This is a genomic window from Streptomyces coeruleorubidus (genome assembly GCF_008705135.1).
GTDB lineage: Bacteria > Actinomycetota > Actinomycetes > Streptomycetales > Streptomycetaceae > Streptomyces > Streptomyces coeruleofuscus.
Map to the genome: position 1 here is coordinate 3,600,982 of NZ_CP023694.1, position 13,366 is coordinate 3,614,347.

At 67.4% G+C, this 13,366-nt stretch carries 13 protein-coding genes and 1 pseudogene; 7 read left to right on the forward strand and 7 right to left on the reverse strand.

Annotated elements, in window-relative coordinates:
• The first annotated feature begins 75 nt into the window (after positions 1 to 75).
• Positions 76 to 942 carry an LLM class F420-dependent oxidoreductase gene (locus CP976_RS16570; RefSeq protein ID WP_150481072.1) on the forward strand — a complete coding sequence of 289 codons (867 nt, stop codon included), beginning with the start codon at positions 76 to 78 and terminating at the stop codon, positions 940 to 942.
• Between the two features lie 91 nt (positions 943 to 1,033).
• Here the strand turns inward: CP976_RS16570 and CP976_RS16575 are convergent, their stop codons facing one another.
• The 3 genes from CP976_RS16575 to CP976_RS16585 all read right to left on the reverse strand — a co-directional run bounded on the left by CP976_RS16575 (position 1,034) and on the right by CP976_RS16585 (position 3,189).
• Positions 1,034 to 1,891: a fumarylacetoacetate hydrolase family protein gene (locus tag CP976_RS16575; protein WP_150481073.1), complete on the reverse strand. Its 858-nt coding sequence runs from the start codon at positions 1,889 to 1,891 to the stop codon at positions 1,034 to 1,036.
• Positions 1,892 to 2,035: 144 nt separating this feature from the next.
• A complete protein-coding gene (locus CP976_RS16580; RefSeq protein ID WP_150481074.1) occupies positions 2,036 to 2,743 on the reverse strand; it encodes a YidC/Oxa1 family membrane protein insertase in 708 nt (235 codons plus the stop codon).
• A gap of 134 nt (positions 2,744 to 2,877) precedes the next feature.
• Positions 2,878 to 3,189 carry a DUF6412 domain-containing protein gene (locus CP976_RS16585; RefSeq protein ID WP_150481075.1) on the reverse strand — a complete coding sequence of 104 codons (312 nt, stop codon included), beginning with the start codon at positions 3,187 to 3,189 and terminating at the stop codon, positions 2,878 to 2,880.
• A gap of 239 nt (positions 3,190 to 3,428) precedes the next feature.
• Here CP976_RS16585 and CP976_RS16590 point away from each other — a divergent pair, with 239 nt between their 5' ends.
• Both CP976_RS16590 and CP976_RS16595 read left to right on the forward strand, forming a co-directional pair.
• Positions 3,429 to 4,904 carry a glycoside hydrolase gene (locus tag CP976_RS16590; RefSeq protein ID WP_150481076.1) on the forward strand — a complete coding sequence of 492 codons (1,476 nt, stop codon included), beginning with the start codon at positions 3,429 to 3,431 and terminating at the stop codon, positions 4,902 to 4,904.
• A 141-nt stretch (positions 4,905 to 5,045) separates the two neighbouring features.
• Positions 5,046 to 6,062: an SEC-C domain-containing protein gene (locus CP976_RS16595; RefSeq protein WP_150481077.1), complete on the forward strand. Its 1,017-nt coding sequence runs from the start codon at positions 5,046 to 5,048 to the stop codon at positions 6,060 to 6,062.
• Positions 6,063 to 6,448: 386 nt separating this feature from the next.
• On the opposite strand, the gene CP976_RS16600 is transcribed toward CP976_RS16595, so the two are convergent.
• Entirely contained in the window at positions 6,449 to 7,585 is a 1,137-nt protein-coding gene (locus CP976_RS16600; protein ID WP_150481078.1) for an MrcB family domain-containing protein, read from the reverse strand.
• 98 nt (positions 7,586 to 7,683) lie between these two features.
• On the opposite strand from CP976_RS16600, the pseudogene CP976_RS43720 reads away from it, so the two are divergent.
• Positions 7,684 to 7,999: pseudogene (locus CP976_RS43720) on the forward strand (glyoxalase superfamily protein); the annotation flags it as partial.
• Between the two features lie 489 nt (positions 8,000 to 8,488).
• Here the strand turns inward: CP976_RS43720 and CP976_RS16610 are convergent.
• The gene (locus CP976_RS16610; RefSeq protein ID WP_150481079.1) at positions 8,489 to 9,136 is read right to left on the reverse strand and encodes an ATP-binding protein; all 648 of its coding nucleotides are present in this window, start codon (positions 9,134 to 9,136) and stop codon (positions 8,489 to 8,491) included.
• A gap of 216 nt (positions 9,137 to 9,352) precedes the next feature.
• On the opposite strand from CP976_RS16610, the gene CP976_RS16615 reads away from it, so the two are divergent.
• The 3 genes from CP976_RS16615 (at position 9,353) to CP976_RS16625 (ending at position 10,920) form a co-directional block, all read left to right on the forward strand.
• On the forward strand, positions 9,353 to 10,201 hold the full coding sequence (locus CP976_RS16615) for a helix-turn-helix domain-containing protein (RefSeq protein ID WP_190146789.1): 849 nt from the start codon (positions 9,353 to 9,355) through the stop codon (positions 10,199 to 10,201).
• 32 nt (positions 10,202 to 10,233) lie between these two features.
• Entirely contained in the window at positions 10,234 to 10,413 is a 180-nt protein-coding gene (locus CP976_RS16620; protein ID WP_341874645.1) for a DUF397 domain-containing protein, read from the forward strand.
• Positions 10,414 to 10,476: 63 nt separating this feature from the next.
• The gene (locus CP976_RS16625; protein ID WP_150481082.1) at positions 10,477 to 10,920 is read left to right on the forward strand and encodes a hypothetical protein; all 444 of its coding nucleotides are present in this window, start codon (positions 10,477 to 10,479) and stop codon (positions 10,918 to 10,920) included.
• Between the two features lie 662 nt (positions 10,921 to 11,582).
• On the opposite strand, the gene CP976_RS16635 is transcribed toward CP976_RS16625, so the two are convergent.
• Together CP976_RS16635 and CP976_RS16640 are read right to left on the reverse strand one after the other, a co-directional pair.
• On the reverse strand, positions 11,583 to 11,996 hold the full coding sequence (locus tag CP976_RS16635; protein WP_150481083.1) for a hypothetical protein: 414 nt from the start codon (positions 11,994 to 11,996) through the stop codon (positions 11,583 to 11,585).
• Positions 11,997 to 12,039: 43 nt separating this feature from the next.
• Entirely contained in the window at positions 12,040 to 13,266 is a 1,227-nt protein-coding gene (locus tag CP976_RS16640) for an amidase domain-containing protein (RefSeq protein WP_150481084.1), read from the reverse strand.
• Between the last annotated feature and the right edge of the window lie 100 nt (positions 13,267 to 13,366).

Below are 13,366 nucleotides of genomic sequence, written 5' to 3' on the forward strand. Positions count from 1 at the left end.
ACGGCCGGGCCCCTCCGGTTGGCACCTGCTGTACGCATGATCACGCACGGCGCCCAACCGGAGGGATCCCAACCGATGACCACCGCCCTGAAGGAAACCGTCGGCCGGTTCGGCATCTGGAGCGTAGGCCTGCGCTCGGAGGACCCGGACCGGCGCGGCGAGCTCGCCGAGGCCGCCGCCGAACTGGAGGAACTCGGCTACGGCGCCGTCTGGCTGGGCGGCAACAGCTCCGCCGCCAACGCCGCGCCGCTGATCGAGGCGACCTCGAAGCTCACCGTCGGCACCAGCATCCAGAGCATCTGGCAGCACGATCCGGACGCCGCCGGCACGGCCTTCGGGGAACTGGAGTCGGCCCACCCCGGGCGTTTCCTGCTGGGCCTCGGGGTGAGCCACGCCAAGCGCGTGGAGCAGTACGCCCGCCCCTACTCGGCCCTCGTCGGTCACCTCGACGGACTGGACGCCGAGGGCGTGCCGGCGGACCGCCGCCTCCTGGCCGCCCTGGGCCCGAAGTCGCTCCGGCTGGCCCGCGACCGGGCAGCGGGCTCGATCCCGTACCTGGTCACCCCGGAGCACACCGCGCACGCCCGCGAGATCCTGGGCGAGGCCCCGCTGCTGGCCCCGGAGCTGGGCGTCATCCCGGAGACGGACCCGGCCCGCGCCCGCGCCCTGGCCCGCGAGTTCCTGGAGATCTACCTCCCGCTGCCGAACTACACCAACAACTTCCTCCGGCACGGCTTCACCGAGGACGACCTGTCCGACGGCGGCAGCGACCGCCTCGTCGACGCCCTGTTCGCCTGGGGCGACGAGACGGCCATCCGCGCCAAGATCGACGCGTTCTTCGAGGCGGGAGCGGACCACCTCGCCCTCCAGGTCCTGGACGGCGAACCGCGCGACGCCCTGCCTAGGAAGGCGTGGCGCGACCTGGCTTCAGTACTGGACTGACCTTTCAGGGGCGCGGGGAACTGCGCGACCGGCCACGGACTGCCCGCAGCCGAAGGCCGACCGCGGTTCCCCGGCTCACCCAGCGGAGCGCCTACGCGTCCTTGAACTCCTGCCGCTGCCGCCCGAGCCCCTCGATCTCCAGCTCCACGACATCCCCGGCCCGCAGGAACGGCTTGGGCTCCGGCGCCCCCAGCGCCACTCCCGCCGGCGTCCCCGTGTTGATCACGTCCCCGGGGTACAGCGTCATGAACTGACTGAGGTACCGCACGACCTCCCCCACCGGGAAGATCTGCTCGGCCGTCGTGCCGTCCTGCTTCAACTCCCCGTTGACCCACAGCCGCAGCGACAGCCGCTGCGGATCCGGCACCTCGTCCGCCGTCACCAGCCACGGCCCCAGCGGGTTGAACGTCTCGCAGTTCTTCCCCTTGTCCCAGGTCCCGCCCCGCTCGATCTGGAACTCCCGCTCGGACACGTCGTGCGCCACCGCGTACCCGCCGACATGCGCGAGCCCTTCCTCCGCGGACCCCAGGTACCTGGCCGTGCGCCCGATGACGACGGCCAGCTCGACCTCCCAGTCGGTCTTGCGGGACGCGCGCGGCACGAGCACCGTGTCGTTCGGCCCGACCACCGTGTCCGGCGCCTTCATGAAGAGGACCGGCTCGGCGGGCGGCTCGGCGCCCGTCTCGCGCGCATGGTCGTGGTAGTTCAGCCCGATGCAGACGATCTTGCCGATCCGTCCCAGCGGCGGTCCGATCCGCAGCCCTGTGGCGTCCAGTGCGGGCAGCTCACCGGCGTCGGCGGCGGCACGGACCCGACCGAGCGCCGCGTCGTCCGCGAGCAGCGCCCCGTCGATGTCCGGCACGACGCCCGACAGGTCCCGCAGGGTCCCGTCGGCGTCGAGCAGTGCGGGCCGCTCGGTTCCCGCCGTACCGACTCGCAGCAGCTTCATGATCACGTCTCCCTCGATCGCGGGCGCCCGCCCGAGGCCTGCGACCCGGATGCGGCGGGCCAGCCATCGGAGGACTGGTCGATCCTCCAAGCTGGGAGTGCACTCCGCAATACCCAGTTCACGTACTGGACCCTGCCCGCCGCGTCACCGGTACAGCACAGCCCGCTCGACGACACTCCACGTCGTACTGGTCACGACGTACAGCGCGGCGGCCAGCGGCACGACCGCCACGGTGACGAGGGTGAAGAAGGACATGAACGGCATCACCTTGGTCACCGCCCCGAGCCCCGCCACCTGCTCACCACCGGCCGGGAGCGCCGGGTTCGCGGCCATCATGCGCTTGCTGAGGCGGTAGCTGAACGCGGCGACCCCGGCGACGACCACGAACAGCCCGGCGTAGACGAGCCCCGCCCCACCGAGGAGACCACCCTGGAGCGCGTCCACCCACCGCTCCCCCAGCGGCGCGGCGAACAACTGGTGATCGAGCAGCTCGTTGGCCCGCCCGCCGATCGTGTCGCTGGAGAACAGGTGGTAGAGCAGGAAGAACGCGGGCACCTGGAGCAGCCCGGGCAGGCAGCCGGCCAGCGGCGACACCTTCTCCTCGGCGTGCAGCTCCAACACGGCCCGCTGGAGCTTCTCGGGGTTCTTCCCGTGCTTCTTCCGCAGCTCGGCGATCTTCGGCTGGAGCGCGGTCCGGGCCTTCTGGCCGCGCGCGGCGGCCCGGGACAGGGGGTGGACGAGGAGTCGTACGAGCGCGGTGAACAGGACGATCGCGGCGGCGGCCGCGGAAGCGCCGAACAGCGGCTGGAGCAGGTCGGCGAGTCGCTCGACCAGGTTGGCGAAGACGGACATGGGTGAGCCCTCCGGGGGTCTCGTCGTGCCGGGAATGACATGGCGGCATGACGACCCGCGCGGGGCCGGCTACGTGAACGTGCCGGTGCGTACCGGGATTTCCCGGCACTCCCGGGATTCCCGGGGGTGTGCCCCTACGCGAAGGTCGCCCGGAGGGCGTGTCCGGGTGCCCGGGGCCGGGTGCGCCCCCGGGCGTCGGGATCGCGTTGGGGCAGGAAGGCCGTACGGAGGTCACGGTCGCGGATGGCCGTACGCACCCGGGTGCGCGGCACGGCGGGCGCGCAGCGCGAGGCGATCAGGGCACAGACCGCGAGCGCGGCGGAAGCGGCGGCGGTCGCGGCGAGCGCGACGGTGGCGGAGAGACTGCCGGTGTCCAGCAGCGCCACTTCCAGGACCAGGAAGAGCAGCACGAGAGCGGGACGCAGACTCGTCCAACCGCGGACCATCGGCTCCCCTCCTCCCGTACGTACGCTCGCTCGACTACCCGTTCTCTACGCTCTGTTCGTTATACAGGATCGCTCCGACGGTCGCGTCCGAGACTTCGTACACGGGTTTTAGAAAGGTTCGTCGCAACTCTCGACAACCCACCCGCCACACCCGATGCTTCTCGTTGCCATGAACGGGCCAACCCGCGACGCCGGGCCGGGGGGACCGGCGCCTGCCCCGATTCCCCTACGGAGGAGCCGTGATACGACGCAGAACCCTGCTGACCGCAGCAGGCGGTACGTTCCTCGGCAGCGCCCTGGCGACAGGCACCGCGCACGCGGACGCCACCATCGCCGTCAACCCCTCGACGACGTACGGCACCTGGGAGGGCTGGGGCACCTCCCTCGCCTGGTGGGCCAACGTCTTCGGCGCCCGGGACGACTTCGCGGACCTCTTCTTCACCACCAAGTCGGTTACGTACAACGGCAGATCGCTCCCCGGCCTGGGCCTGAACATCGCCCGCTACAACCTCGGCGCGTGCAGCTGGAACAGCGTCGGCGGCGAGACGATGGTCGAATCACCGAACATCCCCGCCTTCAAGCAGATCGAGGGCTTCTGGCAGGACTGGAACAACGAGGACCCCACCTCCTCGGCCTGGAAGTGGTCGGCGGACGCCAACCAGCGCGCGATGCTCGTGAAGGCGACACAGCGCGGCGCGATCACGGAACTCTTCGCCAACTCCCCCATGTGGTGGATGTGCGGCAACCACAACCCCTCGGGCGCGGCGGGCGGCGGCAACAACCTCCAGACCTGGAACTACCGCCAGCACGCCTCCCACCTGGCGGCGACGGCCCTGTACGCGCGTAACAACTGGGGCGTGAACTTCGCGACGGTCGACCCCTTCAACGAGCCGGCCTCCACCTGGTGGACCGCCACCGGCACCCAGGAGGGCTGCCACATGGACCCCGCGGTCCAGGCGGCCGTACTCCCATACATGCGCAGCGAGCTGGACAAACGAGGCCTGACGGGCATCCGCATCGCGGCCTCGGACGAGACGAACTACGACACGGCCCGCTCCACGTGGTCCTCCTTCAACTCGTCGACCAAGGCCCTGGTCTCCCAGGTCAACGTGCACGGCTACCAGGGCTCCGGCGGCCGCCGCGACCTCCTCTACACGGACGTGGTGACGACGTCCCGCAAGAAGCTGTGGAACTCCGAGACGGGCGACAGCGACGGCACGGGCCTGACCATGGCGTCGAACCTCTGCTACGACTTCCGCTGGCTGCACCCCACAGCATGGTGCTACTGGCAGGTCATGGACCCGTCGACGGGCTGGGCGCTGATCGCCTACGACGCGAACACCCTCCAGCCCACCACGGTCCAGACGAAGCACTACGTACTGGCCCAGTTCAGCCGCCACATCCGCCCGGGCATGACGATCCTGGACACGGGCGTGAGCTACGCGGTGGCGGCGTACTCGGCGTCGACCCGCCGCCTGGTCCTGGTAGCGGTGAACACATCCACATCGGCCCAGACCCTCACCTTCGACCTCTCCCGCTTCTCGACGGTGACAGGCGGCACGAACGGCGCGGTGCCCCGCTGGAACACGGTGACGACGGGCGGCGGCGACCTCTACACGCCCCGCTCGGACATCCGCCTCAACGGAAAATCGGTCAGCGTCCCCTTCGCGGCGAAGTCGGTCCAAACGCTACAAATAGACGGCGTGACCCTGTAGGCCGACGACACTCCGACGTCACGGCGGTGATTCGGGACGATTCGTAGAGCCGGGATGGCGAGCATGGGGAACCCGCGCAGGCCAGAGGTATGGCCCGCGCATCTCTCACGCTCGTCACCTCCCGGCAGTACGGTGTCCCCCATGCGCCCCGACACGCCTGCCGAAACCGTCGACCACACCGCCGAGGCGGCACGCCTGGAGCGGACCGCCGGCCTGTATCCCGAGGACTCCGAGGCCCTGCTCCTGCGCGCCGCGGCCCACCTGGAACTCGCCGGCGACCGCCCCACGGCCACGGCCCTCTACGACCGTCTGCTGTCCTCCACGGACGGCCTGGAGAACCCCCACCTGGTACGGGCGCTCAAGGCGTCGAACCTCTGGGAGTACGGCCACGAGGCCGAGGCCAGGGCGATCATCGAGGGCGTCCGGGTGGCGTCCCCGCGGGACCCGGCCCCCTGGGTGATCGTCGCCGAGGCCCTGGAGTCGCACGACGAGCTGGAAGCGGCGCACGACACGTTCACGGAGGCCGTACGCCTCCTCCTGACCGAGGTCCCGCAACCCCCGCAGCCGACCCACCCCCTGCTCTTCGGCCGCCACAGGGTCCGCCGCATGCTGGGCAAGTCCCACGACGAGTGGGACGCGCTGGCGGACACGGTCCACTCCCTCCCGATCACCCTGGACGAACTCCACGACCCCAAGCGCGTCTGGTCCCTGGGCTCGGAGAACCCGGTGGAACTGGAAGCGGAGATCACCCGCCTCCGAGCAGAACTGGGCGCCTACCGCGAGGCCCTCTCCCGCCCCTTCCCGGTCGCGATCCTCCACTGGCCGGCGACGGAACTCTCGGAACTCCTCGAGGCGTACCCGACCCTGGCCTCGGAATACCCCTCCCACGAGACCCACCTCGCGACCATAGAGTCCGCCCTACGAGAACTCTCCTCCTCCGGCACCCCGAACCTCGGCATCGTCACCGGCACGGTCCCGTCCTACGAGGCCTTCGCAGCCTCAGAACTCTCCTCCCCGGGCGACGCGACCCTGCTCCCGCAGTACGCGACGACCCTGGCGGCCCGGGGTCGGGCAGTGGCTTGGCCGCCGCAGCAGGGGGCGGCTTGCTGGTGTGGATCGGGGCGGATCTATGGGGAGTGCCACGGTTCGCAGGAATGAACTCTGCCCCACCGGCAGGCCAGTGACGGCACCGCATGCCCGCAGCGAGCCAGCGCAACATCCTCACTCGGCCACGAGGGCTTCTACCCCTCCGGCCGTGCGCGTACAAAGCGATTCCGAGGTGAGCGTCAAGGGGGAATCGGCGAAACCGGCGCCCGAAGGGCTCTCTTGACTTTCCTCCGGAATCGCCATGCTCAATAAACCCAAGCGGCCATGAGCACGCTGAAGCCAAAACATCGTCGCCAGAGTGACGGGAGTCCTCTAATGCGAGGACGCCTCACAAGAGAAGGTCATCCTGAGTGGAGGGACGAATAGCCGTCGGCATCACACCCTGACGGAGGGGCGGCGAATCCCCACCCGCTCTCACAGGCCTTCCAGAATCTATTTCAGCTGAGTCTGGATATGTCGCTTACATCACGTTTGGCGACAAGACCCCACGACGCGGCCCGGGGTGAACCATCCCAACCATCGCCCGAGCGCCAGACCGATGCGATTCCATGACCTTCCAGGTAGTCCGCGTAGCGCCCTATACCCTCGGTGAAGAGGGCTATGAGGTGTGGCTTGGGTTCCCCTCGCAACTCGTGCCAGAAGTGGCTGTACTCGAAGAGCTGACCGATGGCCTGGCGCACCGCGTTCGTCACATTTCCGTTCTTCACCGTCTTTCCTTCGACTAGCCAACTAGGTTGAGAGCTCCCACCGTAACGACGTAGGACCAAGTCCCGTGGATGCATGCCAGCGATTATGGGTGTGTATCCACAGGCGACGGAGTGGTACCCGAAGTCCTTGATGAGCTCTTCATGACGCCTCGTCCTTCGACGCTCACCCCCCTGTATATGTACGTAGTAGTCGCTATCGTCCTTAGGGCAAAAGTTGTCAAGGGCGTCGCTGGTTGAGTGCTCCCCGGGGACGTACTCGACGCTGGGAGCGTCCATGCCAGGAATTTGGAGGTGAACACGCTGCGCCACGGCCACATCACGCAGAAGTTTCGACGCCTCCAACAAGTCGGCGCGAAGTGTCTCTTCTGAGGGCATGGCCGCGATCTCATAGCGCCGCGCTAACACGCTGCCCGCTTCGTACGACCGGGGACGCCAGTCCTTCGACCCAAAGGCCGGTTCATGGCTCCAATTTGGCGCCAGAGCTGGTGGGAGCGCGGCCCGTAGGCGCCGTGCTCGCGCCCGCAGCTCTCGCCGAAGGTCCGGGCGTCGGGGGAAGCTCTTCTTAAGGCTCGTTACGCCCTGCTGCAACGTCAGCGTCACGGCGGACAGATCCTCGCTGAAGATGTAGGCGAGATACAGACCATCATGCGGCTCCGTGTTGATCGCGGGGTCATAGACACCGATCCATGGAGTGCTGCTAGCGAAGCCCTGGCCCCCGTGCCCGTCTGCCGTGAAGCCCGGGGGCAATGGGAGATCGTGTCGTTCCTTCACGCCCCGGAGGAGAGCTTGGCCTGGTACGTCGTTGGACGCTAAGGCGGTGGCATCGTAGACATCCGCGATGTGGATGAGTAGGTCACGAAGTGGCATGTGTCAAACGCTAACCACATCGGTCACCCTTGAACTAGTGCCGTGGCAGGCAAGGTTCGCCCTGGGTCTGCGATGATGGCTCTACGGACGAGGAAGTCATTCCCGTTCTTCGCGTCGAGGACGCTGCGGCGGCGGTCGCGTGGTACGAGCGACTGGGCTTCGCCAAGCAGTGGGAACACCGCTTCGAACCGGGACTTCCCGCGTTGGTCGAGGTCGCCCGGGGCGGGGTGCGGTTGTTCTTGTCGGAGCACACGGGCGACGCCCGCCCCGACACTCTGGTCTACCTCCGCATTCGTGATGTCGAGGCCATCGCTTCCGAGTTCGGTGTGCAGGCTAATGACGCTCCGTGGGCGCGTGAGATTGAGTTGCGCGACCCTGACGGCAACCGGCTTCCGGATCGGCACGCCGACGGAGCCTGATGCGGCACTAGGTCCACCAGTCATACAGGCGGTCGTCGAGGTCGCGAACGCAGGTCTCGTGTTAGTGGGAAGTGAGCGCACGACGGACCTCGCGGACGCGGTCCGCGCCGGTGGTGTACCAAGTGAGTGCCAGCTGATCAAGCGCCTTGCCCGATCCACGATGGGCAGGGATGCTCGCAGGCCGCTTCGCGTTTACCGGACGCCGCCTCAACTGCTGCCAGGTCGCCGTGAACGACCGTGCGTTGCTTCGCCTCACCCGGGGGCATGGCTTCGAGTGCCTGGAGCAGCGCTAGAAATTCCGCAGAGGAAGAAGCGCGGGCTGCGTAGGCGCCTGCCGCGATCACGCGTTCCTGGGCTCCTTCCTAATCACCCGCCCAGCCCGGGATGAAGGACATGTGCACGATGGTCGCGAATCAAGCGACGGGGATCCGGCCGGCGAGGAGACGAGTTGCCGCGGCGAGGAGATGGGTCTCCACCAGCGCCGCTACGCCCCTTCCCACAGGGCGGCGCACTCAGCCTCGAAACGCATCTGTGCCCGATCGAGCATGTCGTCCGCGTCGCGGCCGTGAGCTCGGAGCCAGTGGAGGAAGTCGGTGATCGCCGCGATCACCGTCTCCTCCGCCACGACCGAGGTCAACCTGCCCACACGCGTTCTGCACGGCAACGGCGTGGCTGCGGCATAGAGGCTGAGCACGGCCTCGGCCCGCATCACGCTGGGAGCTTCTACATGGCCGGTGGGTGCGGTGAGTTTCGTGGCCAGCTCACACCACGTGACCTTCCCGTCCGCGCGTAGCAACACACCCCAGCGGTCGGCAACGGCGTCCACGAGCGCCATGCCCCTCCCCTCCAGGGATTCTGTGCTCGGGTCCCGGAGGACAGGCAGGGCCCGTGGGTCGGGATCATGTACCTCGATGCGCAGGTGCGTGCCCCGCACGGAGACAGCCAGCGTCGCGGGGGCGCCGAGTCCGACGTGCGTGATGACGTTGGACACCAGCTCGCTGACGCACAGTTGGGCCTCGTCGGTGATGTCCTGCAACCCCCAGATGTCCAGGTGCAGTCGCATGATCCGGCGCAGGGCAGCCACTTCCACGGGTTCCGCCGTGAAGGCAAGCTCCCACGGCTCGCGCGACATACATGCTTCCTGACTCACGCAGACCCCTCTCCTCGTAGTCGACGCCACACCGTCAGCGCAGCGTCACCAACGCTCACTTTGAGTTGTGCTGTCGACCACTGTGGGGGCAGCGCATCCCGTCGTGCAATGTGCACAGCGAGATTCCCACCTCCGAGTGATTGGCAAGCACACCCCTTGGCGCGAGACTGAACGCCCGCTATTGGAAAGAGGGTTGGGATGGCCGGTTCACCTACGGCACGCCGTCGGCGCCTCTCGATCGAGCTGAAGAAGCTCCGCGAGAAGAGCACACTCACCTGCGCCCAGGTCGGTGCGGCCCTGGACTGGAGCGGCTCCAAGGTCAACCGGATGGAGACGGGCAGTGGCCGTATCCAGCCGTCGGACATCGACGCCCTGTGCCGCTTCTACGCCACCAGCGATGAGCTGCGTGAGTTCCTCAAGTCGCTCGCACGTCAGGCGAAAGTCCGTGGTTGGTGGCAGGTCCACGGCGCCGGCGTCCCCGAGTGGTTCAACATCTACATCGGCCTCGAGCAGGACGCTTCGACCTTCCGCCAGTACCAGTGCGAGGTCGTACCCGGCCTCATGCAGACCGAGGTGTATGCGTCCGAACTCCACAAGTCCGGCGCACACATGTCGGCCGAGGACATCACCAAGGCGGTGCACGTACGCATGGAACGCCAGGCCATGCTGAGGCGAACGGATGCTCCTGACGCCTGGTTCATCGTGAACGAGGGCGCCTTGCGTCACGTCATCGGGGACCACGCCCTGATGCGAGAGCAGATGGAACGCGTCCTGGAGACGGCCGATCTGCCGACCGTGACCTTGCAGGTCCTCCCCTTCGACGCAGGGACTTATCCGGCCACCGGTTCGTTCACCATGCTGGGATTCCCGGCCCCGGAGGATCCGGACCTCGTGTATCGAGACGGCATCACTGATGCCATGTACTTGGAAGGCGAGCATCATGTCCGTGAGTACACGAGGGCGTTCGACGGTCTCCGAGCCGCGGCCTTGAGTCCTCAACGCTCGGCCCTGTTGATCGAGTCGATCCTGAAGGATTACGCAAGGTGACAATAGAAGCGTCCGGCGGAAGCACCCGTCCGGTGTGGATCACGTCGTCCTACAGCAACGGTGCGGGTGGTGAGTGTGTCGAGTGCGCGCTCGCCGACGACGGCGCTCTCGTCCGTGACTCAAAGGTCCCGGACGCGCGTCTGATCCCGGTGGGAAAGGATGCTTGGCGCTCCTTCGTCCAGACCCTGAAGCGCGGCGGGGCGGCACGCTGACGGTTAACGCCCGCCGGCAGAACCGCCGTACGCCGGGACGAAGGCCGCCGTACGCTCCTGGCCATGAGAATCCGCGCACTGACCTACCTGCCCGTGGCCGCGGTGACAATCATCCTCGGGCTCACCTATGCCTTCGTGGTCGTCCCCTCCGGCCGGCAGGACCGAGCCGAGCAGGATGCGGTCGCGCGGACCGCCACCAAGCTGATGCACGCGCTGGGACGAGGGGACGGCCCGACGGCATGCGGTCTGCTGAGCAAACCAGCCGCCACATCCCTCGCCACCGGCCAGGGCGCGGCCGACTGCCCTGCGGCCGTCACCTCCCTGTCCCGCTCCCTCAACGCCGAGCAGCGCGACTCCATAGCCGCGGCAGAGCTGACCGATGAGCACGTCACGCCCCGGAAGAAGGACCCGCTGATCCCCGTCAACCTGCCCGCCAATCCCTTTGACTTCACGCAGTTCCTGGTGACCGAGCGGAACGGCGAGTGGCGAATCGTCCGATTGGACTAGGAAGACGTGCGAGGTGCTCTTGAGTAGGCTGCTGGATTATTTCGAGACCGCGGTGTCTCCAAGTTACTGCACTTTTGGGCTGGTTGACACGAGCGTCGATACGTATTCACCATATGCGGATCGCACGAATTGGCTCCTTTCTGCGCCTGGCATGGTCTATCTGCAGGTGCCGCAGCAGGTAATCCGGGCGTCTGTACGATTGGAGAGTTGGTCAACCGTCCCTCCGGCAAACGATGCTCAGTGGTCCGGTGCGGAGGACGTGGAGGTTGAGCTTCCCGGCGGCGAGCTCGCGCTGGAAACCATCGACGGGGGGCAGAAAGAAGTCCCCTTGATCCTGCCCTCGCCCGGCTTGTACCGGATGCGATGGCAGTCGATATTCAGGATCAATACTGCTTGGTGCAGATCTGGCGCACAGCCGCCAGTGAAGAGACTGAGTAAGAGACGGTCGCGGCGGGGTGCGGGGCCGCCGCCGGGTGGCTGGTGAGTGGTGGTAGCCGTAGGTGCGCGGAGCCACTCGTGCGCAGAGCGGAAAGTGCCTTCCTGCTGGAACGGCAGGAGCCTCGGAGAAGCCCTGTCGTTCCAGTTCCAGTTCAGAAGGCACTTTCGCTGTCCTGCTCAAGCCCCCGACGCCTCCTGGGCGAAACGGCGGGGCTCGGTTGCCCTCACCCGGGCTGTTCGGTGCTCGCCGCGTTCGGTGGGGTCGGTACGACGCCCGGGAGTGGGGTCATCACCCAGTGCTCTTTCTCCCAGGTGATGGTCTCCGTGACGCGGACGGGGCGGTTCTTGGCGCCCGCGTTGCCGGTGATGTCCACTTTCCATACGTCCGCGAAGTCAGATGTGCGCGTCCACCGAACGTCCCAGTCCTGTCCGCCGTACGCCTTGATCCTGGCGCGGGCGTCCTTGGAGCCCTGGGGGTGGGCGTCGAGCAGCCCGGCCAGCCCGTCCTCGTCCGATGTGTTGAGGAACTGTACGTAGTCCTGCAGGAAACGGTCCTGGTGCGCCAGGTCGGGTTTCGCGGACGCGGAGTCGTCCCCGCCGCCACAGGCGGTGAGCAGTACCGCGCAGAGCACCGCCACGAGCAGTCCGACGCGACGGCGCCATGAGCGGTGTCCGATCCCGTCAGGTGCGGAAGGCGTAATACGTCGCGCGCGGGTACTGCGCCACAAGGCTTTTCACCGACTTCCGGTAGGTGTTGGTCGAATGGTAGGTGAGGTAGGGCACTCCATTGCTCTTGTACGTGGTGATCATGGAGTGGTCCTTGGACCGGTTGCCGCTGAAGTCCATCTGGAGGATGTCCCCGATCCCCAGCTTGTACACGTTGTCCAGGTTGTAGGCCCGGTCGCTGTGCAGAGCGAAGGACGCCCAGTAGTTGACATTGATCCAGGATGTCGTCTGGTTCGAGGAGTTGTACCACCAGTTCTTGTAACTCTTGTACCAGCCGGTGTTGTTCTTCCAGCCGCCCGCGCGTAGCGCCTGGCTGATGAAGTTGGTGCAGTCGCCCCCGACGTCGTTGAACTTGCGGTAGTTGGAGTTGTAGTTCTTCCAGTGCTTCTCCGCGTACTTCGCCATCGCGGTGTAGTCGTAGCTCGCGGTGGCGCTGACCTTGGCCTGGGCCTGGACGGTGGGCTGGGTGCTGCCCGCCTGGGTCTCCTGGGGCGCGGGGCCGTCGGTTTCGGGCTCGCCGCCCTCGTCGATCGGTTCCTCCGCTGCGCCGGCGGACGTGGGGTCGCTGTCCTCGGCGGTGTCCACCACCGAGTTGATCGCGGCCGGCCCTTCCTCGTCGAGAGGCGTGAATCCGGTCAGCTCCCACGTGCCGTCCGGCGCTGCCGCGAAGGTCAGCTCGTGCTTCGCCTGGAAGCCGGTGGTCGGTGGCTCCTCGCCCTCGATCTTCTTGTAGGTGAGCATCGTCGTCTCGGTGACCTGGGCAGTGGCCCGGTCGCCGGTCACCCGCACCTCGTCCACGTCGACCTCGGTCTCGGCCGCCGTGTAGGCCTCGTCCAGGGCGGCGAGCCGCGCTCTGCGGTCACGCAGGACGTCTGTCGCGGAGTCCTCGGCGCGGGCCAGGCTGCTGGTGACGTGCACGTCGCCCTTCAGCGGCAGCGCCGCGGCGGCACGGCGGGTCGCCTGAGATCCGTCCAGGAGTGCGGAGGTCCGTCTGGTCAGGACGGCATCCGCGAGGGTGGCGAAGTCATCGGTGGTCTCGGCATCCACGGTGCGGTCCGCCTCGGCCGTGGTGCGGGCGGCTGCGCTCTCCGCGGCATGAGCGGTCGCGGCGGGCGGCAGTGCGGCCAGCAGCGTCACCCCCAGGGCCAGCGCCGTGGCACGTCTGTAGCTCCCGTTTCTCATGAAAATCCCCCAACTCTGGCCTTCAGCAGGCCGGTTGAAAGGATCCTGTCACCTCCGGCCACGCACGGCGAGACCTTTTCGCACACATGTTCCTGGATGT

What these genes read in the sequence shown, in the direction of transcription:
- CP976_RS16570 (WP_150481072.1), top strand. Translation starts at nt 76, where the DNA reads ATGACCACCGCCCTGAAGGAAACCGTCGGCCGGTTCGGCATCTGGAGC.
- CP976_RS16575 (WP_150481073.1), bottom strand. Translation starts at nt 1,891, where the DNA reads ATGAAGCTGCTGCGAGTCGGTACGGCGGGAACCGAGCGGCCCGCACTG.
- CP976_RS16580 (WP_150481074.1), bottom strand. Translation starts at nt 2,743, where the DNA reads ATGTCCGTCTTCGCCAACCTGGTCGAGCGACTCGCCGACCTGCTCCAG.
- CP976_RS16585 (WP_150481075.1), bottom strand. Translation starts at nt 3,189, where the DNA reads ATGGTCCGCGGTTGGACGAGTCTGCGTCCCGCTCTCGTGCTGCTCTTC.
- CP976_RS16595 (WP_150481077.1), top strand. Translation starts at nt 5,046, where the DNA reads ATGCGCCCCGACACGCCTGCCGAAACCGTCGACCACACCGCCGAGGCG.
- CP976_RS16600 (WP_150481078.1), bottom strand. Translation starts at nt 7,585, where the DNA reads ATGCCACTTCGTGACCTACTCATCCACATCGCGGATGTCTACGATGCC.
- CP976_RS16610 (WP_150481079.1), bottom strand. Translation starts at nt 9,136, where the DNA reads ATGTCGCGCGAGCCGTGGGAGCTTGCCTTCACGGCGGAACCCGTGGAA.
- CP976_RS16615 (WP_190146789.1), top strand. Translation starts at nt 9,353, where the DNA reads ATGGCCGGTTCACCTACGGCACGCCGTCGGCGCCTCTCGATCGAGCTG.
- CP976_RS16625 (WP_150481082.1), top strand. Translation starts at nt 10,477, where the DNA reads ATGAGAATCCGCGCACTGACCTACCTGCCCGTGGCCGCGGTGACAATC.
- CP976_RS16640 (WP_150481084.1), bottom strand. Translation starts at nt 13,266, where the DNA reads ATGAGAAACGGGAGCTACAGACGTGCCACGGCGCTGGCCCTGGGGGTG.